The 21,293-nt window shown below is 61.9% G+C and carries 14 protein-coding genes; 8 read left to right on the top strand and 6 right to left on the bottom strand.

The genetic code is table 11. The annotated features are described in order from the left end of the window. The first annotated feature begins 20 nt into the window (after positions 1 to 20). The 7 genes from HMPREF3104_RS04575 to HMPREF3104_RS04545 all read left to right on the top strand — a co-directional run bounded on the left by HMPREF3104_RS04575 (position 21) and on the right by HMPREF3104_RS04545 (position 13,285). Positions 21 to 1,043 carry an alpha/beta hydrolase gene (locus tag HMPREF3104_RS04575; RefSeq protein WP_070494573.1) on the top strand — a complete coding sequence of 341 codons (1,023 nt, stop codon included), beginning with the start codon at positions 21 to 23 and terminating at the stop codon, positions 1,041 to 1,043. A gap of 744 nt (positions 1,044 to 1,787) precedes the next feature. Continuing rightward, the gene (locus HMPREF3104_RS04570; RefSeq protein WP_070494572.1) at positions 1,788 to 3,716 is read left to right on the top strand and encodes an alpha/beta hydrolase-fold protein; all 1,929 of its coding nucleotides are present in this window, start codon (positions 1,788 to 1,790) and stop codon (positions 3,714 to 3,716) included. Further along, on the top strand, positions 3,713 to 4,216 hold the full coding sequence (locus HMPREF3104_RS12270) for a DUF732 domain-containing protein (protein WP_070494571.1): 504 nt from the start codon (positions 3,713 to 3,715) through the stop codon (positions 4,214 to 4,216). The genes HMPREF3104_RS04570 and HMPREF3104_RS12270 overlap by 4 nt, the downstream gene beginning before the upstream one ends. Before the next feature lie 8 nt (positions 4,217 to 4,224). Further along, positions 4,225 to 5,172, top strand: coding sequence for a cutinase family protein (locus HMPREF3104_RS04560; protein WP_070494570.1), 948 nt, complete (start codon positions 4,225 to 4,227; stop codon positions 5,170 to 5,172). Positions 5,173 to 5,202: 30 nt separating this feature from the next. Continuing rightward, entirely contained in the window at positions 5,203 to 6,987 is a 1,785-nt protein-coding gene (locus HMPREF3104_RS04555) for a FadD32-like long-chain-fatty-acid--AMP ligase (RefSeq protein WP_070494569.1), read from the top strand. Between the two features lie 14 nt (positions 6,988 to 7,001). Continuing rightward, complete coding sequence (gene pks13, locus HMPREF3104_RS04550; RefSeq protein ID WP_070494568.1) at positions 7,002 to 11,747, top strand: polyketide synthase Pks13; 4,746 nt, start codon at positions 7,002 to 7,004, stop codon at positions 11,745 to 11,747. Beyond that, positions 11,744 to 13,285 carry an acyl-CoA carboxylase subunit beta gene (locus HMPREF3104_RS04545; RefSeq protein ID WP_070494567.1) on the top strand — a complete coding sequence of 514 codons (1,542 nt, stop codon included), beginning with the start codon at positions 11,744 to 11,746 and terminating at the stop codon, positions 13,283 to 13,285. The genes pks13 and HMPREF3104_RS04545 overlap by 4 nt, the downstream gene beginning before the upstream one ends. A 147-nt stretch (positions 13,286 to 13,432) precedes the next feature. Here the strand turns inward: HMPREF3104_RS04545 and HMPREF3104_RS04540 are convergent, their stop codons facing one another. From HMPREF3104_RS04540 to trmB, 5 genes are read right to left on the bottom strand one after another with little or no spacing between them, the layout of a single operon-like run. Beyond that, positions 13,433 to 13,783 carry a DUF3054 domain-containing protein gene (locus tag HMPREF3104_RS04540; protein WP_070494566.1) on the bottom strand — a complete coding sequence of 117 codons (351 nt, stop codon included), beginning with the start codon at positions 13,781 to 13,783 and terminating at the stop codon, positions 13,433 to 13,435. Then, entirely contained in the window at positions 13,780 to 14,724 is a 945-nt protein-coding gene (locus HMPREF3104_RS04535) for a lysylphosphatidylglycerol synthase transmembrane domain-containing protein (protein WP_070494565.1), read from the bottom strand. The genes HMPREF3104_RS04540 and HMPREF3104_RS04535 overlap by 4 nt, the downstream gene beginning before the upstream one ends. Further along, on the bottom strand, positions 14,714 to 16,942 hold the full coding sequence (locus HMPREF3104_RS04530; protein WP_070494599.1) for an MMPL family transporter: 2,229 nt from the start codon (positions 16,940 to 16,942) through the stop codon (positions 14,714 to 14,716). The genes HMPREF3104_RS04535 and HMPREF3104_RS04530 overlap by 11 nt, the downstream gene beginning before the upstream one ends. Before the next feature lie 8 nt (positions 16,943 to 16,950). Further along, entirely contained in the window at positions 16,951 to 17,619 is a 669-nt protein-coding gene (locus tag HMPREF3104_RS04525) for a PIN domain-containing protein (protein WP_141738126.1), read from the bottom strand. A gap of 6 nt (positions 17,620 to 17,625) precedes the next feature. Next, the gene (gene trmB, locus HMPREF3104_RS04520; RefSeq protein ID WP_083278935.1) at positions 17,626 to 18,408 is read right to left on the bottom strand and encodes a tRNA (guanosine(46)-N7)-methyltransferase TrmB; all 783 of its coding nucleotides are present in this window, start codon (positions 18,406 to 18,408) and stop codon (positions 17,626 to 17,628) included. 131 nt (positions 18,409 to 18,539) lie between these two features. On the opposite strand from trmB, the gene HMPREF3104_RS04515 reads away from it, so the two are divergent. Then, a complete protein-coding gene (locus HMPREF3104_RS04515) occupies positions 18,540 to 20,399 on the top strand; it encodes a phosphoenolpyruvate carboxykinase (GTP) (protein ID WP_070494564.1) in 1,860 nt (619 codons plus the stop codon). 148 nt (positions 20,400 to 20,547) lie between these two features. Here the strand turns inward: HMPREF3104_RS04515 and HMPREF3104_RS04510 are convergent, their stop codons facing one another. Then, positions 20,548 to 21,291 (bottom strand): class I SAM-dependent methyltransferase, encoded by a 744-nt coding sequence (locus HMPREF3104_RS04510; RefSeq protein ID WP_070494563.1) that lies wholly within the window; start codon positions 21,289 to 21,291, stop codon positions 20,548 to 20,550. Between the last annotated feature and the right edge of the window lie 2 nt (positions 21,292 to 21,293).

Here is a 21,293-nt window from a genome sequence, read left to right as displayed (position 1 = left end):
TTTTTGGTAATCTCCCGAGAATGCTGCGATCTCAGACCCGCCGCGGACCGCTGGCGCTTCTCACTGCTCTGCTTACTGTCCTGTTGACGTTTGTTGTCACCGTCGCTGCGCCGCCGCAGGCGTCGGCCGCGAACCGTGACTGGTTGCGCCCGGATTCCACGGGCCACTGTGAGTGGGATGGCGTTGGTTTTTGGGTGCAGCGTTGCACGGTCTGGTCGCCGGCGATGAACCGCCACATCACGGTGCAGATCCAGCCGGCAACGCGTGGCGGCAACGCGGGCCTGTACATGCTCGACGGTATGCGAGCCCAGGAAACCTCCAACGCTTGGCTTGTTGACGTGAACGCGGCCCGCACCTTCGTGGACAGCAACATCACCTTGGTCATGCCGGTTGGGGGCGAGTCCTCCTTCTACACGGACTGGAACGCGCCTGCCACCTATGATTTCAACCACCCGGTGACGTACAAGTGGGACACGTTCCTGACCAAGGAACTTCCGCCGTACCTGCAGCAGCACTTCGGTGTGTCGCCGACGAACAACTCCATCCTGGGTCTGTCCATGGGCGGCACCGCAGCGGTGAACCTTGCGGCGTTGCACCCGGACATGTTCCGCCAGGTGCTGAGCTTCTCCGGCTACCTCACCACCACCATCCCGGGTGCGCAGACGGGTCTGCGCATCGCGCTTCTAGACGGCGGCCTGTACAATCTCAACGCCATGTGGGGCTCCGTGCTGAACCCGCGTCGTTACGAGAACGATCCGTTCCTCAATATGGGTAACCTGCGCGGCAAGGATGTGTACGTCTCTGCTGGTTCCGGGACCCCTGGCCCGGCGGACGCGAAGTATAAGCCTGAGCACCGGGCCGCCGGCACCGCGCTAGAGGTCGTGTCGAACTTCACCACCCGCATGTGGAGCGCGAAGGCAACCGCCACCGGTGTCCAGCACACCGCGGTGTTCACCCCGACTGGCCTGCACAACTGGGATCAGTTCGGTTCGCAGCTTGAGGCGAACAAGGCACGCATCCTCAACGTGATGAACGCCTGGTAACCCCCGCCTGGTTGGCTTGCCCGCCTGGCCGACAGCCGGCTTTCTTCGTGGCCCTCCGCACGCCTGCCGGCTTCGTGGCCCTCCCCACCCCGCCCGGGTGCTGAGGGTCCTTTTTTGTATTGCGGCAGCATGTTGCCAAACCGGGGATATCTGCCGCAATTGCCAGCTGCCCCACCGGAATCGTGAGCTGTGTTCTTCAGTGAGCTGTGTTTTCAGTGACCTGCGCTTTTTCGTTATCGTCTAGCGCTCCTCGTCCGCTGCTAGACGATAACGAGAATCTCGCCAAATGTCTCCATATTCGACATGGGCATTTGGGGCTTGAAATTTAAAGTCGTCTAGCAGGAAACTTTCCCTGCTAGACGACATTTGTTACGTCACCCAATCTGTTGGGCAAGGGGGCGAGGGGGGCACCTTGCCAAGCCTCAAACCTGACAATTGCCTGTCAAGCAATGCAACTATCCCCGGTTTGGCAACATGCTGCCGCAATTGAAAAAAGGTCCCCCACTGGTCAGGGCCGGTGGGGCCAGGGCACGGTGGGGCCAGAGCACGGTGGGGCCAGAGCATGGTGGGGTCAGAGCCTGGCGGGACCCAGGGCTAAAGCCAAAGTCAGGCCGAGGTACCAAAATTCACAAACGCAACACAAAATAACAAGAAACATCACCTGTCTCCGGCGTGTCACCCTCCTCAAGTCTCAAGTGAAACTTAACCTTTGAGGGACTGACCCCTGACGAGAGGCTGATTCCCATGCGCGACTTCCGCACCCGCCGTATCTTCGCGGCTCTTGCTGCAACGGCCGTAGTTACCCCGCTGATGATGGCGCCGAATGCGGCGGCGCAGTCTTCGGACCTGTCCAGCGCCATTGGTTCTTCCAACGGCATCAGTGACGGACTGCGTCCGTCGGACCCGCCAAAGCGTACACCGATTGAGGTTGACAAGAACCCGCAGATCCCGAATCTGCCGGAGGGTGTGTCGGTGGATCGTATTGAGTGGTTGACGCAGCGTCGTGTAGCAGTGTTCATCAAGTCCGCTGCTATGCCGGAGCAGCTGATGCAGGTGCAGATCCTGCTGGCGCGTGACTGGCACTCCAACCCGGGCGCGAAGTTCCCTGAGGTGTGGGCGCTCGATGGTCTGCGCGCGCGTGATGATGAAAACGGTTGGACCATTGAGACCAACATCGAGCAGTTTTACGCTGACAAGAACGTCAACGTGATCCTGCCGGTGGGCGGTGAGTCTTCCTTCTATGCAGACTGGCTGCGTCCGGATAACGGCAAGAACTACAAGTGGGAGTCGTTCCTGACCAAGGAGCTCGTCCCGATTTTGAACAATGAGTTCCGCTCCAACCACAAGCGCGCTGTTGTGGGTATCTCCATGGGCGGCACTGCTGCGATGAACTTGGCGGAGCGCAACCCGCACTTGTTCGACTTTGTTGGTTCTTTCTCGGGTTACTTGGATACCACGACCACTGGTATGCCGGCTGCGATCAAGGCTGCGCAGATGGACGCTGGTGGCTACAACACGGACGCGATGTGGGGTCCTGCGGGCTCGCAGGCGTGGGTGGACCACGATCCGAAGCTGGGCATTGAGGCGCTTGAGGGCAAGATTGTCTACGTTTCGGCTGGTTCCGGTCGTGATGATTTTGGCTCTCCAGAGTCGGTGGCTAAGGGTGCGGCGAACCCGGCGGGTAAGGGCCTTGAGGTTATTTCCCGCCTGTCTACGCAGACGTTTGTGGACTACGCCAACCGCACCAACGTCAAGCCGGTCGTGAAGTTCCGTCCGTCGGGTGTGCACTCGTGGGAGTACTGGCAGTTCGAGATGGCGCAGGCGTGGCCGTACATTGCGAATGCGTTGAACTTGCCGGAGGGTGATCGCGGTGCGCAGTGTGCGCCGATTGGTGCGATTGCTGAGGCGACCCAGTCCGGTGTCATCGGTAACTGTGTGAATGATGAGTACGTGGTGGCGGAGCATGGTCGTGCGCAGGACTTCCGTGGTGGTACGGCGTTCTGGTCGCCAGAGACTGGTGCGCATGCGTTGTTCGGCGCGATTTTGGCGAAGTACAACGGCCTGGGCGGCGCCACGGGCTGGTTGGGCTTCCCAACCACGGGTGAGCTGAAGGCGCCGGACGGCAAGGGCCGCTTCGTGCACTTCCAGAACGGTTCGATCTACTGGACGGCCGAGACTGGCGCGTACGCAATCCCTGGTGACATGTTCAAGGCTTGGGGTGAGAAGGGCTATGAGACTTCTACCTTGGGCTACCCGGTGGCCGAGGCAACCAAGGTTGGCGAAGGCTACGTGCAGAAGTTCCAGGGCGGTTTCCTGACCCGCAACCCGGATGGCAAGAACTTCCTGGTCTTTGGCAAGATCGGCGAGAAGTACGGCGAGATGGGTGCTGCTACCAGCGCGCTTGGTTTCCCAACTGGCAATGAGATTGCCATCAAGGGTGGTTTCTTCCAGCAGTTTGAGAAGGGCAACATTTACTGGAGCCCGGAGTCTGGCGCACATGCCATCTTCTACGGTGATATTTTCAACGAGTGGGGCAAGCGCGGCTACGAGCAGGGTGAGCTGGGCTGGCCGACTTCGGATATGAAGGACATCCCGGCTGGCGGCTTGACCATTGATTTCCAGCACGGTTCGCTGGATCAGGTCAACGGTGTGGTGATTGCGAGGAAGCGATGAGAGCTTTTCGCTTAACGACGCTCACGTGTACCCTCATCCTCGCCCTCCCGCTGGCCGCCTGCGGCGGCTCGGCGACGGTGTCGAAAACTGACGCACCCGCGACCCCAACCGCGTCCGCAACTAGCGCTGCAACGTCTGCAACGGACACTGCCACGGGCACGGCTACTGCGACGAGCCCGAGCGCTAGTGCTGGGAATCCGGCGCCGGCGCAGTCGGCGGGGCCTGTTGATAAGCCTGCAAGCGCTATTGAGTCTTTGCCGCAGCAGGCGAGCCACTTCTCTGCGGAGGAGCAGGCTTACCTGGATTACTTAAGCGAAAACGGGCTGAACGTTGCGGGAGTTGAGGATCAACTCACAGCTACGGGGCTTAATGTGTGCGCGGATGATTTGATCACTCGCGACGCGGTGGCCGGCCAGCTGGTTGAGCAGCGACGTACGGATATGGCTCCGGATGCGCTTGGCCAGCTGATTGTGGACGCCGCTCGCGCCAACCTCTGCTAGGAGCGCCCATGCGCAAATCGCGCAATGTGTTTACTGTTGCCGCCGTCCTTGTTGTGCTGGCGGTGATTGCCCTTGGAATTTTCCAGTGGCAGAAGCCGGGGGATGTGCCGTCGCCAAGCGAAGGCCCTGATACCGACCCTGGTGAGACGACGCAGGCCGCACCGCCTGAGCCCGAGTGGTGCCCAGCGGTGGAGTTTGTTTCCGTGCCGGGGACCTGGGAGTCCTCGGCCGATGATGACCCGTTTAATCCGCAGGCGAACCCGGCGAGCTTCATGCTGTCTATTACGCAGCCGCTGCAGGAACACTACGACATTGGGCATGTCCGTGTGTTCACCGTGCCGTACACGGCGCAGTTTAGGAACATTCAGACGGACCATGGGCGCCGGGAGATGACCTATGACGAGTCCCGCGCGGAAGGCCTGGCCAAGCTAAACGGTGAGCTGAGCTTTGTGGCGGAGCAGTGCCCGAGCACCAAGTTCATCATCGCGGGCTTCTCGCAGGGCGCGGTGATTGTGGGCGATGCCGCGGATGCCATTGGTACGCGTACCGGCGCGATTGAGCCGGAGCGTCTGCTGGGCGCGGTGATGATTGCGGATGGGCGTCGTGAGAATGGCGTGGGTGTGAACCCTGGCGTGGATCTTGCTGGTCAGGGTGCGGAAATTACGATGCAGCCGCTGCAGGCTGTGGTGAACCTGGCTACGCCGGGTGCAACCATGACGGGTCCACGTGAGGGCAAGTTTGGTGAGGTTGCGGACAGGGCGTTTGAGATCTGCGCGCCGAACGACACGGTGTGTGACGCACCGTTCGCTGTGGGTAACGCGATTGACCGTGCGGCCGATTTATTGCTTGCAAACGGTAACCATGCGCTTTATGCGTCCAATCCGGATGTAATTCCGGGTACAACCGTGCCGCAGTGGACGCTCGCGTGGGCGACGTCTACGATAGATACTTTGTAGTACAAAACTATCTCGCGTTTAAGGAGTCCTATGGATATCAGCAGCATCATCCAACGCTTCCTCGATGACAAGGGCCAGGTGAGCATCCCGCCGGGATTCACGCTGCCAGCCATGACCGAAATGCTGTACCAAGCAGGCGAAAAAGATAACGTCAACGTTCGCTTCTGGGACTACTCGCAAAACCCTGATGGTGAGGATGTTGCCTACACTCGCCGCGAGGCCAACACGCGCATCAAGGCAGTTGCTGCCCGTCTGATGCAGGTGGGTCAGCCGGGGGACCGCGTGGCCATCCTGGCAAGCAACTCGCCGGAGTACATTTTCGCGTTCATGGGCGTGCTCTACGCCGGTCAGGTGCCGATCCCGCTGTATGACCCGAATGAGCCGGGCCATGAGCACCACTTAAAGGCCGTGCTGCATGACTCGCACGCGCAGACGGTGCTGACCAACAAGCAGGGAGGGCCTGCGGTGCGTGAGTACTTCTCCGTGCTGCCGGCCGCTGAGCGCCCACGCGTGATCACTGTGGATGCGTTGCCGGATACGCTCGCTGAGTCCTTCCAACCGCCGGCAGTAGACCCGGCTACCGCACTGGACACCGCACACAACACGGCGTTTCTGCAGTACACCTCTGGCTCCACCAGGAACCCGGCGGGCGTGATGCTGACCAATGAGTCCATTGTCACCAACGTCATCCAGATCTACACCGCGGCGCAGATCAAGGAGCCGATGCGCATTGTGTCCTGGCTGCCAATGCACCATGACATGGGCATTATCCTGGCAACGCTGGCCATGGTGTTGGGCGATGAGTTTGAGATCTTCAGCCCGCGCGATTTCATCCAGCGCCCGGAGCGTTGGATGGACCGCCTGGACCGCCGTGCCGAGGATCCGGAAGACATGCACATCTACACGGTGGCACCGAACTTCGCCCTTGAACTTGCGGCCCGCTACGCGGGTGAGAAGGATTATGACCTCTCCCAGGTTGAGGCTGTGATCTGTGGCTCTGAGCCGGTGACCAAGACCAGCGTTGATGCCTTCTTGGACACCTTCACCCCGAAGGGCCTGGAACGCAAGGCGCTGCGTCCTTCCTACGGTCTGGCGGAGGCCACCTTGATGGTGTCCACCCCGCAGACGGATGAGCGTCCGAAGTTCACCTACTTCGATCGTGAGGCGCTTGCGCAGGGCCGTGCGGAGGAGTCCGCAGACGGCGTGCCGTTCGCGTCCAACGGCCAGCCGGTGCCGCTGATGAAGTTCGCCATTGTGGACACGGAGAGCCGCAATGAGCTGACGGAAGGCAACGTGGGCGAGATCTGGATCCACGGCGCGAACGTGGCCAAGGGCTACCAGGACCGTGATGAGGAAACCGCGGAGACCTTCCGCAACACCATCGGTGAGACGCTGCAGGAGAACCTGCCGAAGGACGGCTGGCTCAACACCGGTGACCTGGGCGTGCTCCTGAACGGACACCTCTACATCACTGGCCGCGTGAAGGACCTGGTGGTTGTGGCTGGCCGTAACCACTACCCGCAGGACATTGAGGCCACCGTGCAGGAGGCCAGCGAGCACGTGCGTCCGGATTCCGTCGCGGCGTTCGCCGTGCCGGGTGAGGACGTGGAGCGTCTGATCCTTTTGGTAGAGCGCGCTGACACGGCTTCCGAGGATGGCGACGCTGCCGCAGAGGATGCGATCCGTCTCGCGGTGACCACTAAGCACGGTATTGCGCCGTCTGTTATTGAGTTCTACCCCCCGAATGGCATTGCGCGTTCCTCCTCTGGCAAGATCGCTCGCCGCGTAAACGCTAAGAAATTCATGGAGCGGTAATAAGGTCTGTGTGTATGACTGAACACGAATTGATCCAATGGCTCGAGCAGTGGGTAAAGAAAACAACGGGGGAGGATACCGTTGACCCCGTCAAGCCGCTTGAGTCCTACGGACTTTCGTCTCGGGACGCTGTCATCTTGTCCGGTGAGCTGGAGACCCTCCTAGGCCGCCGCCTGGACCCGACGATTGCGTACCAATACCCCACGATCGCGGAGCTTGCGCGTGCGTTGACGGTGGTGCCGGAAAGGGCGTCACGTGGGCGCAAGCAAGCAAACATAAGCTCCCCCGCGGAGCGCGACATTGCGATTGTGGGTGCGGCCGGCCGATTCCCGGGCGCTGCCAACACGAGCGAGTTTTGGCAGTTGCTTATCGACGGTCGCGTGAGCACCTCCCCACTGCCCCCCGGGCGCTGGAGCGAGTACTCGGGCGATGCGTACCTGAAAACCAAGATGGCGGAGGAATCCACCGACGGCGGGTACTTGGACGACATCGCCAGCTTTGACAACGAGTTCTTTGGGCTGTCGCCGCTGGAGGCGCAGCACATGGACCCGCAGCAGCGCATCATGCTGGAAACAGCTTGGGAGGCGCTGGAGGATGCGCACATTCCGGCCGACAGCCTGCGCGGCACGCCGGTCGGTGTGTTCGTGGGTTCTAGCGCGAATGATTACGGGATGTTGATGGGTGCGGACCCGGCGCAGGCGCACCCCTATGCGCTGACCGGCGCATCTAGTTCGATTATCCCGAACCGTATTTCCTACGCGTTCGACTTCCGTGGGCCCAGCATGAACGTGGACACCGCGTGCTCGTCTTCGCTGGTGTCTACCCACCACGCGGTGCGCGCGCTGCGTGAGCACGAGTGTGACGTGGCGCTGGCTGGTGGCGTGAACGTGCTGGCCAACCCGTTTGCGTCGTTGATGTTCTCTGAGCTTGGCGTGATTTCGCCGACCGGTACCATCAAGGCGTTTTCTGATGACGCGGACGGCATCGTGCGCTCCGAGGCCGCAGGTTTTGTGGTGCTCAAGCGCGTGGCGGATGCGATTGCGGACGGTGACAATATCATCGCCGTGATCAAGGGCTCCGCCACCAACTCGGACGGCCACTCCAACGGCCTGACCGCGCCGAACCCGGATGCGCAGGTGGACGTGCTGGAGCGCGCCTACCTGGACGCGGACATTGACCCGGCCGACGTGGACCTTGTTGAGGCCCACGGCACCGGCACCATCCTGGGTGACCCGATTGAGGCCACGGCTTTGGGCCGCGTTTTGGGCCGCGACCGCACGCCGGCCAACCCCGTGCTGTTGGGCTCCGCTAAGTCCAACATCGGCCACTCCGAATCCGCTGCGGGTGTGGTGGCGCTGATCAAGGTGCTAGAGGCGTTTAAGCACGACACGATTCCGGCAACCGCGAACTTCAACGGCCCGAACCGTTACGTAGACTTTGACGCTGAGCACATTGAGGTGGTGGCTGATCCGCGCGAGTGGCCCTACTACTCCGGGCGCAGGGTTGCTGGCGTCTCCGGCTTTGGCTTCGGCGGCACCAACGCGCACGTGGTGGTCACGGATTTTGATCCGGCGGACTACGAGGACGATGCGGCTGTTTCTGGTGCTTCCGGTGCTTCCGGTACTGCAAGCACCGGCTTTGCTGGCCTAGACGTGGCCGCGTTGCCGGTGTCCGGCATGCTGCCGAGCCGCAGGAAGGCTGCAGCAGCAACGCTGGCTGATTTCTTGGAAGGCCGCCCGGACAGTGATCTGATTCCGGTCGCGCGTTCGTTGGCCAAGCGCAACCACGGCCGTTCCTCCGCAGTGGTTACCGCTAGCACGGTGGATGAGGCGGTCAGCCGCCTGCGCCTGATTGCTGAGGGCAAGGGCGCAGGTATCGCCGTTGCGGATTCCCCGGAAGCACTGGGGCCGGTGTTTGTGTACTCCGGTTTTGGCTCGCAGCACCGCAAGATGGCGAAGCGTTTGATGGAGGCCAGCGAGCTGTTTGCCACCCGCATGCGTGAGCTGGATGAGGTGGTGAAGTTCGAATCCGGCTGGTCCATGATCGAGCTGATTGATAACGACGCACAGACGTACGACACCCAAACCGGCCAAGTCACCATCACCGCCATCCAGATCGCCCAGACGGACCTGCTGGCAAGCATGGGGATCCGACCCGCTGGCGTGATGGGCATGTCCATGGGCGAGATCGCCGCTGCCTATGCCGCAGGTGGCATCACTGATACGGATGCGATGATGATTGCCTGCCAGCGTGCCCGCCTGATGGGTGAGGGCGAAGCCCTGATCGCCGGCACTGATCAGGAAGGCGCGATGGCTGTGGTGGAGCTGGCCGCGGACCAGCTCGTCGACATCGAGGGCGTAGAGCCCGCCGTCTACGCGGGCCCGGGCATGACCACGGTTGGTGGGCCCAGCAAGGCCGTCGACGCCCTGGTGGAGAAGCTCACGGCTGAGGAGAAGTTCGCCCGCAAGCTCAACGTGCGCGGCGCGGGACACACCTCCATGTTGGATTCCATCATGGGTGATCTCGCCGGCCAGATTGCTGGCATTCACGCCCGCCCGATCACGGTGCCGCTGTTTTCCTCCGTGGACCAGGGGGTGACCTACCCGGTTGGATCTGTGGTACACACGGATGAGTACTTCCTGCGCATGACGCGCCAGCCGGTGTACTTCCAGGACGCCACCCAGGCGGCGTTTGATGCAGGGCATTCCACGCTGGTGGAGATCACCCCGAACCCGGTTGCGTTGATGGGCATGATGAACACCGCGTTTGCCGCGGGCAAGCCGGATGCGCAGCTGCTGTTTACCACCAAGCGCAAGCTTGATGAGGCCGAGACCCTCCTGGATCTCGCCGCCAAGCTGTACGTGCAGGGCCAGAAGGTCGACTTCACTGGTTTCTACGGTGAGGGCAAGCGTATCGACGCCCCGCGGACCACCTTCCAGCGCAACCACCTGTGGACTACGTCGCGTCCGCAGTCGGGCGCGGCTTCCGTGAAGCTGCCGAATGGTGTGACGGCGTTCTCTGCGCCTGCGGATTCGGTGTTCAGCCCGTACCAGCTCATCGAGTCCGCTGCGGCGGAGGTGCTGCCGGGCTCGCGCGTGGTTGCCACCGAGGAGCATGGCTACCTGCCTGCGGACGGAGAGGTGACCACCATGGTCACCACCACCCTTGGCGGTGCGAGCATCCGCGTGTACGACGGTGACACGCTGATCGCGGAAGGTTTTGCCACCACCCTGGGCACGGGCGCGGCACCGCTGGCCGGTGTGACCGAGGTCACGGCTTCTGACGCAGACGCCCTTTCCGCCTCCGTCGCTGGCTCCGATGACGCCGACGGCATCGAGGCGTTCCGCTGGAACCCGGCAGAGGAGACGGTGGAGGAGCGCCTGCGCGCCATCGTGTCTGACTCCATGGGCTTTGAGGCAGAGGACCTGCCGGATGAGCTGCCGCTGATTGACCTTGGCCTGGATTCGCTCATGGGCATGCGCATTAAGAACCGCATTGAGAATGACTTCCAGATTCCTCCGCTGCAGGTGCAGGCGCTTCGCGACGCTTCTGTGGCCGACGTCATCACCATGGTCGAGGACGCCGTTGCTGGTAGGGCGGAGGCACCTGAGGCTGATGCTGAGCCTGCGCCAGCTGAGGCTGCCGCAGAGAAACCGGACGCAGAGAAACCAGCTGCTGGCGGTGCTGGCGCTGCTGGCGTTGGTGTGGCGCCGCGTGATGCGTCGGAACGCATGGTGTTTGGCACTTGGGCGAAGTACGCGGGTGCGGCCGCAGCTGGTGTGACCAGCCCGCTGCCGCAGATCACCGACGAGCAGGCAGCAGAGATTGCCGCGCACCTGACGGAGCGTTCCGGCATTGAGGTCAGCACCCAGGATGTACTGGACGCGGAGACTCTGGAGCCGTTGGCCAACAAGGTGCGTGAGGGGCTTGAGACCCCAGTGGATGGCAACATCCGCGTCTTCCGTGACGGTTCGCCGGATAAGTCTCCGGTGTTTGTGTTCCACCCGGCCGGTGGTTCGAGCTCCGTGTATGCGCCGCTTTCGCGACGCTTGGGCGATGACGTGCCGGTGTATGGCGTTGAGCGCAGAGAAGGATCGCTCGAAGAGCGCGCGGCAGAGTACGTGCGTGACATCGAGCGCATCGCGGGTGAGCGGAAGGTGATCCTGGCCGGCTGGTCCTTCGGCGGCGCGTTGGCGTACGAGGTTGCACACCAGCTGGGCAACGAGCGCATTGATTTCATTGCGCTGCTGGACACCACGCAACCGTCGGTGCCGATCCCGCGCACGATGGAGGAAACCAAGGCGCGTTGGGGCCGCTACGCCGAGTTTGCCAAGGAGACCTACGGCCTGGACTTCGAGGTGCCGTATGAGCTGCTGGAGACCGCAGGCGAAGAGGCGCTGATGGAGATGCTGCGGGAGTTCCTCACCAACACGGACGCTTCCGAGCACGGTCTGGCCTCCGGTGTGTTGGAACACCAGCGGGCGTCATTTGTGGATAACCAGATCCTGAACCACCTCGACTTCACCCGCTGGGCGGATGTGACAGTGCCGGTGCTGTTGTTCCGTGCGGAACGGATGCATGACGGTGCGATCCGGTTGGAGCCCAATTACGCCCACATTGATGAGGACGGCGGCTGGGGCAAAATCGTCCAGGATTTGACCATCGTGCACTTGCCGGGTGACCATCTAGCGGTAGTGGATGAGCCAGCGGTAGGCATCGTTGGCAAGCACATGAACGATTGGATCGAAGGCAAGCGATGACAACCGCTGAAAAACTCGCCGATTTGCGCGAGCGCCTAGACAAGGCGCAGGACCCGGGCTCTGAGCGCTCCCGCAAGAAGCGCGATGATGCTGGGATTACCACGCCGCGCCAGCGCATTGCGGCGCTGTTAGATGAGGGCTCCTTTGTAGAAATCGGCGCCCTTGCGCGCACCCCGGGCGATGAAAACGCCGTGTACTCCGACGGTGTGGTGACGGGCTACGGGCGTATCGACGGCCGCCCGGTAGCCATCTACGCCCACGACAAGACCGTCTACGGCGGTTCCGTCGGCGTGACCTTTGGCCGCAAGGTGGTCGAGGTGATGGAGTTTGCCATCAAGATCGGCTGCCCGGTGATTGGCATCCAGGATTCTGGTGGCGCGCGTATTCAGGACGCGGTGACGTCTCTGGCCATGTATTCGGAGATTGCGCGCCGTCAGCTGCCGCTGTCAGGTCGTTGCCCGCAGATTTCCATCATGCTGGGCAAGTCCGCTGGTGGCGCGGTGTACGCGCCGGTGACCACGGACTTTGTCATTGCGGTGGATGGGCAGACGGAGATGTACGTCACCGGCCCGAACGTGATCCGTGAGGTTACTGGTGAGGACATCACGTCCGCTGAGCTGGGTGGCGCGCGCCAGCAGGAGCAGGCCGGCAACATTTCTGCCGTTGTGGATTCGGAGGAAGAGGCCTTCGATTTCGTGCGTGACCTGCTAGATCACCTGCCTACTTCCGCGTTTGATGCGGTGCCAACCTTCCCGGCGCCCGCGGACGATGAGCTGGATGATGCGCACCTGAACGAGTTTTTGCCGGATGACACCAACGCTGGCTACGACATGATGGACCTTCTGGTCCAGCTTGGTGATGATGAAGAGCTCGTTGAAATCCAATCCAACTACGCAGAGAACCTCATTTGTGCCTTCGGGCGTATTGACGGCAAACCCGTCGGCTTCGTAGCCAACAACCCGATGTACCTCGCGGGGTGTATCGACGCGGATGCCGCCGATAAGGGCGCGCGTTTTATCCGTACGTGCGACGCCTACAACATCCCCATCGTTTACGTCGTTGATACGCCTGGCTACATGCCGGGCGTGGAGCAGGAGCGTCAAGGCCTGATTCACCGCGGCGCGAAGTTCGCGTTCGCTGGTGTGGAGGCAACCGTGCCGAAGGTGACGCTGATTGTGCGCAAGGCCTACGGCGGCGCGTATGCGGTGATGGGCTCGAAGAACCTGTCGGGCGATTTGAACCTGGCGTGGCCGACGGCGCAGATCGCTGTAATGGGCGCGGCCGCTGCAGCGATTACATTGCAGGGCAAGCAACTCAATGCGATTGAGGACCCGGAGCAGCGCGAGGCAATGAAGAAGATGTTCATGGACTTCTACGACGAGAACATGACCTCTCCGTATGTTGCCGCTGAGCGTGGTTTCATCGATTCAATGATCGAGCCGTCTGAGACTCGCCTTGCTTTGCGGCGTGCCCTGCGCCAACTGGCAACCAAGCAGGAGTTCGACCTGCCTAAGAAGCACACAATTTCGCCCCTGTAACAACTGGAGAAACCCAGTAAGAAAGGTTTTCATATGCTTTCCAGCGCTGTAGATATCCTCGGTGACCTGATCAACGGCCTCGTTTGGTTCTTCAACGGCTTGGCATCCGGCAACCCGCTGTACAACTGGGGTTCTTCGTTCTAACCCCTAGGGCTTGACTTTCGACGCCACAAAGCGCCACCCCAACATCAGCAGCGCCGACATGATGGTGGCCACGATGATAAACGACCAGTGCGGGATCGCCTGGTTGCGAATCCCCCAGATTGCCAGTCCGGTGATCACGGTGATGCCCCAGATGGCGCCGCCCTTGTTGTCGCGCACAATCAGCCAGCCCAGCGTCACGCCAAGCGCGAAGGGCCAGAGGGTGGATAGCCAGCCGGTGAAGTTAAACGGCATGGTTTCAGACTGATGCGCGGCACGTGCTGCCAACGCGAAGACTGCGATGGCTACGTAGTCAGCGGCAATAGCGGTGGGGGTCTTGACGGAGGCGTTCTTCATGACCGTAAGCCTAGCCCCATCCGCGCGTAGGTCGTGGCATATACCACCCAGCCGAAGGCTGTGATCAGTGCGAATGAGATGAGGCGGTAGATGAGGGTGGTGGCGGTGGCGTCGCTAAGCGAAAAGCCCCCGGCCACCAGCATGGCAACCGCAACGGGCTCGACGGTGCCTACTCCACCTGGGGTGATCTGGGCGGCGCCGGCGAGTTTCGTCATAATGAACGCCAGGCAGATCGCGGAGACGCTGAGGCGTGAATCGGTGACGGCGGCGGCGCAGAGGAGGAGCGTCAGTACGTCCAAAAGCCGATTGAGCAGAGAAAACAGCGCAGCGAGTGCGAAAGAGCCGGGGGAGATGCGAATCGCCGCAACCTGGTCAATCAACGTGTGTACGCGCGTCGGCGTCCAGCGTTTCAGCGCCGCGGGGTGCATGATCCCCCAGAACACCGCCGCCATGATGGCCACCGCGCCGCCGAGGCTCAAGCCGAGCGTGGCAGGCGAGAGCTCCGCGCCGAGAAACACCACCGCAGCCACGCCAATCAGTGCCATCCACACGGTGCTCAGCGCGCCCGAAACCACGAAAAACCAGCCGCACACGCCAGTCGAGGCACCCCAGGAGCGATGCACCCGATACGTCAGCCACGCAGAGATCGCCGGCCCGCCCGGCACCGAGGTTGACCAGGCATTCGAGGCGTACACAATCGCGTTGGTGTTCACCGGGTTGGCCACGCGCCGGTCTACGTTGACCAGGATCTGCATGACCGCAGACATGGCAAACATGGCCAGGTTCGCGCTCAGCGCCGCGCCAAACAAAAACCCGGTGTCCGCGTGCCGGGCCAGCTCCCACGCCTGGCCCAGAAACGGCATCCGGTCCCGGAACACCACCAGGACCAGCACCAACACCGCAAGTGGTGCGAGCCAGCGCAGCCAGGTTTTAACGTTCACGCTCTTGCAGATCGCGCATCAGCTGCGAAAACGGCACGAGCTGGGAATCTTCATCCACGCTCACCCCGCTGCGGTAGGGCTGCGTGTCCACCACCGTCTCCTCAATCGGGATTTCGCCCTCCGGGCGGGAGCTTTTGCTTGCCGACGCTTTGCCGAACATCCACCAATTGTCCTCTCCAAGCAAATGCATCACCGCGGGTACAAGCAGCAGGCGGATGATCGTGGCGTCGAGCGCCAGCGAGAAGATCATGCCGTAGGCGATGTACTTCATCATCACGATGTCGCTGGCCGCAAAAGCCGCGGCAACCACGATCATGATGGCGGCTGCTGCGGTGATGATGCCGCCGGTATGGGCGGTGCCGTCCTTAATTGCCGTGTCCGTATCTGCTCCCTTGTGGCGTGCCTCCACCATGCGGGAGACCAAGAACACCTCATAGTCCGTGGATAGGCCGTAGAGGATGGAGATGATCAGCACCAGCACCGGGCTCATCAGCGGGCCGGGTGTGAAGTTGAGCAGGCCGGAGCCCACGCCTTGGACAAAGACCAGGGTGAGGAAGCCAAGCGTTGCGCCGATGCCGAGCACGTTCATGATCACGGCCTTCGCCGGCAGGATCATTGAACGGAACACGATAGCCATCAACAGGAACGTGGCCAGGATCATGTAGAGCGCCATCCACGGCAGGCGTTCCAGCAGCGCCTCGATGGATTCGACCTCCATGGCCGGGGTACCCGCAATGTAGACGTCTACGCCCTCCGGGGTGTCAATGGCGCGCAGCTGGTCGATGACCTCTTGGCCGCCGTTGCGGTCTGCCAGGGGAGCGGAAAGTACGTTCACGCCGTCCGTCGTCGGGCGCGAAGGTGCCAGCGGGGTGGCAAAGCCCTCAACCTGGCGAGCCTGCTGCATGATCGCGCCCAGCTGCTGGTTGTCCGCACCGGAGATCACCAGCTTGACCGGGTCGGTGCGGTACGCCGGGAAGGCCTCGTTGAACGCGTCCTGCGCTTGGCGGGTCTCCTGCTGCGGCGGCAGGTAGGACTCATTGATGCCGCCGAACGTGATGGTGACAATCGGCACCGTGATCAACAGCAACAGCGCCGTGACACCGGTCGTGGTGGATTTGGCGTGGCGCATGGCCCAAGACGGCATAGACGTCCACAAGCGATGCGGTTTGGTGTTGTTGCGACGCACCGCCCACTTATCAATCTTCGGCCCCAGCATGCCGAACATGGCAGGCAGCACCGTCACGGAAATGATCGCGGCGAGCAGCACCGCGCTAATCGCGCCGTATGCCACGGATTTCAAAAACGCTTGCGGGAACATGAACAGACCCGACAACGCCACACCCACCATCAGCGCGGAGAAAAACACCGTCTTGCCAGCCGTGGCGGTGGTTTCAATCACGGCTTCTTCGGTGGTGCGTCCCTTATCCAGCTCCTCGCGGAAGCGGGAGACCATAAACAGGCCGTAATCAATGGCCAGGCCCAGGCCCAGCAGCGTGATAATGGACTGGGAGAAGATGTTGACCTGCTGGAACTGTGCAAGCACGGCCAACAGTGACAGGGATCCGATGATGGACAAAATGCCCACAATCAGCGGCATCGCCGCCGCGATCACGCCGCCGAAGACGAACAGCAGAATGATCGCCACGAAAACCAGGCCAACTTTTTCTGCACGCGCGATGTCGTTGGCCATGCCCTTATCCAAGGCGTCTGCAACGGCGGTTGCACCGGCAATCTGTACCTCGGCGCCGGGGATCTCGATGGCCTCAAGCTCGGGCAACAGGGAGCGGAAATCCTTCAGCGTCTGCTCACCGTCGCCACTTAGGCCAATCGACGCAAACGCTTTCGTCCCATCCGGCGTCATCAACGCCGCATTCGGGGTGGCGAAGTAGCTGCGAATACCAGCAACCTCAGGACGGTCCTTCAGTGCGCTGATCTGCTCATTCGCCGAATTGAACACCGCTGGGTCATTCACATCGGCAGCACTGACAAGCACAATCACGTCGCCGGAATTGTCGCGGCCAAACGTCTCCTGCTCAATCACCGCAGCAGTAGTGGAATCCGCCCGCGGATCTTCCCAACCCTCCTGGGAGAGGCGGTCGCCCAAATGAGCACCAAACAGGAGGTGCCCTAACGCAATCAGCGCGATCAGAATCACCGGGATGATGCGCCGACCGCGATACGCAACGCGCCCCCACTGGGCGAATGCACCGTTACTCATGCCGTCATTCACTGCCCGGCCCCCGAAGCACCATGGCCGGTAAGCAGCGCCGCCAGCGGCCTGAACGGCTGCAGCCACGCGCCACCAACCGGCAGGTTGTCCAGGTTCACGCGCGGCAGCGGCTCACGGAACACACCCGGGATGTCTTCCAAATCCACAAACTTCAGGTGCTCGGAGTTGACCGCCCACGCAGCGTGTTCGTGGAACCCGATCACGGTCACCGGGATGGTCTGCGCGAGCCGCTCGATCTCTTCCTGGAAGTTCTGGCCGTCTGCCGACGCCACCACTAGGCCACGCAGCACGCCTTCATCTACACGACGTTGAATGTGATCCAGCATGTCCTGGTCCACATCAGAATCCTCGCCGTCCTTCGGCTTGGCAAACACGGCAAAACCCACGTTGCGCAGCGCCTCAACCCAGGGGCGGACCGAATCCGCACTTGCGGGAGAGACGTTGGTAAACAAGGTCGCCTCAGGCTCTGCGCCAAGGCGCGTGGCCTCACCAACCAGCCAACGACCAACAGCGTCAAAACGCGGGCGGTGCGACGCTGTTGGGCGGCCACCCAGGATTGCGCCCAAGCCCATGTCTAGGTTCGGTGCGTCCCACACCAACAGGTAGCTGGCCGGGCCGGGTGCTGCGCCTGGGGTGTACGGGTGGATTTTGTCGTGCAGGTCCATTTAGGGTTACTTCTCCCCAGTCTTCTCTTCGCGCTCATCGCGCTTTTGCCAGAGGTACTCGCGGATCACATGATCCTTGTCCAGGCCCTTGCCCTCAAACTTGGTGATCACCTGGCGATCCGTCAACAGCGGGGCATCCGCCCACGGCCAGCCCTTGTACTCCAGGCTCGGCTCCACGTTCACCAGCTCATCGATCCACTCCGCGTAATCCGCGTGGTCAGTAGCTACGTGCAGCACGCCTCCTGCTTTAAGACGGCTAGCTATCAAATTCAACGTCCCCGACTGAATAATCCGACGCTTGTGGTGACGCGCCTTCGGCCACGGATCCGGGAAGAAAATACGCACGCCGTCCAAAGACTCCGGGGCGATCATGCGGGCAAGCACCTCAACGCCGTCCCCACGCACCATGCGAATGTTGTCAATCTCACCACGCACAACCGAGCCCAAGAGCTTGGCCAAACCCGGCTTGTAGAGCTCAACCGCAATAACGTTGGTGTCCGCCTCCAGCGGCGCCATCGCCGCGGTAGACGTGCCGGTGCCGGAGCCGATCTCCACAACCGTGGGGTGGCCGGAGCGGCCAAACCAGGCGTCTACATCAATCAGCTCATCAGCCAAAATGCGGCCCAGCCGCGGCCAGTGCTGTTCAAACAACGCCTCTTGGTTATCCGTCAGCGTGCCGCGGCGAAACGTCACGGAACCCAAACGGGGGTAATCCAACCCGGTATCAAACTGGGTTTGCATCGGCCTGCCGGAGGGCAGCTCGGAAATGTTTTGTGCCTCTTTATTCATTGCCTCAATTGTCCACATGACGTGCATCGGTGCAAGTAAGCGCGCCGGGAGAGAAAAAGTCTGCGTCTATAAGCAAAAGCTCTGTAGTGTTGGGAGGTAGGGACTGTACTTACTAAGGCCAAGGAGTAACCATGACTGCAGTGCAGCGATTGGAAGGCACGCAACCTACGGACAACCAGGCACTGATCGCCTGGATCAACGACGCAGTGGAACTGTTCAACCCAGACCGCGTGGTGTTCGCGGATGGCTCCCAGGAAGAATGGGACCGCCTCGCCGCCGAGCTGGTTGAAAAAGGCACGCTGATCAAACTGAACGAGGAAAAGCGACCAAATTCCTTCCTCGCTCGCTCCAACCCGTCCGACGTGGCACGTGTGGAATCCCGCACCTTCATCTCCACCGAGAAGCAGGAAGGCGCGGGCCCAACCAACAACTGGATGAAGCCGGAAGCGCTCAAGGAAGAGATGCTTGAGCACTTCAAGGGCTCCATGAAGGGCCGCACGATGTACGTCGTGCCGTTCTGCATGGGTCCGATCACGGACCCGGACCCGAAGCTGGGCGTGCAGCTGACTGACTCTGCCTACGTGGTGATGTCTATGCGCATCATGACCCGCATGGGCACCGAGGCACTGGACAAGATCCAGGGCGACAACTTCGTGCCCTGCCTGCACTCCGTGGGCGCACCGCTGGAGCCGGGCGAGGAAGACGTTGCTTGGCCGTGCAACGAGACCAAGTACATCTCCCAGTTCCCGGAAACCAAGGAGATCTGGTCCTACGGCTCCGGCTACGGCGGCAACGCCATTTTGGCTAAGAAGTGCTACGCGCTGCGTATCGCATCCGTCATGGGCAAGGAAGAAGGCTGGATGGCGGAGCACATGCTCATCCTGAAGCTGACCTCCCCAGAGGGCAAGGTTTACCACGTCACCGGCGCATTCCCGTCCGCATGTGGCAAGACCAACCTGGCCATGATCACCCCAACCTTGGAAGGCTGGAAGGCCGAGGTTGTCGGCGATGACATTGCGTGGCTGCACCTGCGTGAGGACGGCCTGTACGCCGTCAACCCGGAGAACGGTTTCTTCGGCGTCGCGCCGGGCACCAACTACGCTTCCAACCCGATCGCCATGCGCACCATGGAGCCGGGCAACACCCTGTTCACCAACGTCGCCCTGACTGATGACGGTGACGTGTGGTGGGAAGGCATGGACGGCGACGCACCGGAGCACCTCATTGACTGGCGCGGCAACGACTGGACGCCGGATGATGAGCGCAAGGCCGCGCACCCGAACTCCCGCTACTGCGTGGCAATTGAGCAGTGCCCGACCGCTGCACCGGAGTACAACGACCCGGCTGGTGTGAAGATTGACGCGATCCTGTTCGGCGGCCGCCGCCCGGACACCGTCCCGCTGGTTACCCAGGCACACAACTGGAACCATGGCACCCTGATCGGTGCGATGCTCTCCTCCGGCCAGACCGCAGCATCTGCTGAGGCCAAGGTTGGCTCCCTGCGCCACGACCCGATGGCGATGCTGCCGTTCATTGGCTACAACGTGGGCGACTACCTGCAGCACTGGATCGACATGGGCGCCAAGGGCGGCGACCGCATGCCGGCCGTGTTCCTGGTCAACTGGTTCCGCCGTGGTGATGACGGCCGCTTCCTCTGGCCGGGCTTCGGCGACAACTCCCGCGTGCTCAAGTGGATCGTGGACCGCATCGAAGGCCGCGTTGGCGGCAACGAGACCGTCGCTGGCCTGACCGCTCGTGCAGAGGACATCGACCTCACCGGCCTGGACATCCCGTTCGAGGATGTGCAGGAGGCCCTCTACGCAGGTCCTGACCTGTGGAAGAACGACGTCGAGGAGGCTCACGAGTACTTCGAGGAGCTCGGCGCGCGTGTGCCGAAGGAGATCTTCGAGGAGCTCGGCCGCCTGGGCGACCGCGTGAAGGCCGCCAACAAGGCGACCCGCGAGTGGCTGGAGTCCACCGGCCAGGCGTAGTGGTTTCGTGTCAGGAGCTGCTGAAAATGCTTGACTAGAGCAGATTTAGTCATGTAGCTTTAGTAGCGGAAAACTTCAGACAAGATCTGTTGTTAATTTTGCAGGATGCCCGCCGTGAGGCGGGCATTTTGTTGTTCAACCCCTTGGGCTAACCCTTCCTCAACACAAGCACAAGGTTGGAAACGGCGAACTCCCGAAGCAGCGGCACGCGAGTGAGCCACCACGCCCACCACGGGTGGTAGCGGGGAAACGCGAAGGCAAGCTGGCCGGTGGACTCGGCCCAGCGCAGGCCCTCGGCGGCGGAGACGGCGAAGAGGGTTTCGCCGAAGCGGTTCTTCGGCTCGTGCCCGTGGACCCTCGTGTACCTGCGCCGCGCAAACTCCCCGCCGACGTAATGCGGCCACACGCCGGTCTCGTGGCCGCCGAACGGTCCGAGCCACACCGTGTAGCTCACAACGACAAGGCCGCCGGGGCGGGTCACGCGCTGCATCTCGCGCGCCATGGCCTGCCAGTCGGGGATGTGTTCGGCCACGTTGGAGGAAAACGTGATGTCGAAGGTGTTGTCCGCAAAGGGCAGTGCAAGCGCGTCGCCACGCACGGCGCCGTAGCCGCTGATGCCGGCAGCGCTCATCTCTGACACGTCCGGCTCAAGGCTTACGTACTGGGTATCCGAAAATACGTCGGCGAAATACCCCGGCCCGCCACCCACATCCAGCACGCGTTGGCCCGCCAAACTGCGGTTGGTCAGGTCCTGCGTGAGGGCGCTAAGAAGCACATGCGTATCGCGCGCCAACCCTTCGTAGAAGATCCGTGGGCGGAACTGTTCGTAAGTGAAGGAGCGCAGCAGGCGCAGCGAACGTCGAAGCGTGGCTAGTCTGCGGGTACGGTACATAC

Source organism: Corynebacterium sp. HMSC30G07, from assembly GCF_001806945.1.
Lineage (GTDB): Bacteria > Actinomycetota > Actinomycetes > Mycobacteriales > Mycobacteriaceae > Corynebacterium > Corynebacterium riegelii.
The sequence above is the reverse complement of the archived record's forward strand: the minus strand, read 5'-3'. Positions and strand labels throughout refer to the sequence as shown.

What these genes read in the sequence shown, in the direction of transcription:
- HMPREF3104_RS04525 (WP_141738126.1), bottom strand. Translation starts at nt 17,619, where the DNA reads ATGGACCTGCACGACAAAATCCACCCGTACACCCCAGGCGCAGCACCC.
- HMPREF3104_RS04515 (WP_070494564.1), top strand. Translation starts at nt 18,540, where the DNA reads ATGACTGCAGTGCAGCGATTGGAAGGCACGCAACCTACGGACAACCAG.
- HMPREF3104_RS04555 (WP_070494569.1), top strand. Translation starts at nt 5,203, where the DNA reads ATGGATATCAGCAGCATCATCCAACGCTTCCTCGATGACAAGGGCCAG.
- HMPREF3104_RS12270 (WP_070494571.1), top strand. Translation starts at nt 3,713, where the DNA reads ATGAGAGCTTTTCGCTTAACGACGCTCACGTGTACCCTCATCCTCGCC.
- HMPREF3104_RS04545 (WP_070494567.1), top strand. Translation starts at nt 11,744, where the DNA reads ATGACAACCGCTGAAAAACTCGCCGATTTGCGCGAGCGCCTAGACAAG.
- HMPREF3104_RS04575 (WP_070494573.1), top strand. Translation starts at nt 21, where the DNA reads ATGCTGCGATCTCAGACCCGCCGCGGACCGCTGGCGCTTCTCACTGCT.
- HMPREF3104_RS04560 (WP_070494570.1), top strand. Translation starts at nt 4,225, where the DNA reads ATGCGCAAATCGCGCAATGTGTTTACTGTTGCCGCCGTCCTTGTTGTG.
- HMPREF3104_RS04570 (WP_070494572.1), top strand. Translation starts at nt 1,788, where the DNA reads ATGCGCGACTTCCGCACCCGCCGTATCTTCGCGGCTCTTGCTGCAACG.
- HMPREF3104_RS04540 (WP_070494566.1), bottom strand. Translation starts at nt 13,783, where the DNA reads ATGAAGAACGCCTCCGTCAAGACCCCCACCGCTATTGCCGCTGACTAC.
- trmB (WP_083278935.1), bottom strand. Translation starts at nt 18,408, where the DNA reads ATGAATAAAGAGGCACAAAACATTTCCGAGCTGCCCTCCGGCAGGCCG.
- HMPREF3104_RS04530 (WP_070494599.1), bottom strand. Translation starts at nt 16,942, where the DNA reads ATGAGTAACGGTGCATTCGCCCAGTGGGGGCGCGTTGCGTATCGCGGT.
- HMPREF3104_RS04510 (WP_070494563.1), bottom strand. Translation starts at nt 21,291, where the DNA reads ATGTACCGTACCCGCAGACTAGCCACGCTTCGACGTTCGCTGCGCCTG.
- pks13 (WP_070494568.1), top strand. Translation starts at nt 7,002, where the DNA reads ATGACTGAACACGAATTGATCCAATGGCTCGAGCAGTGGGTAAAGAAA.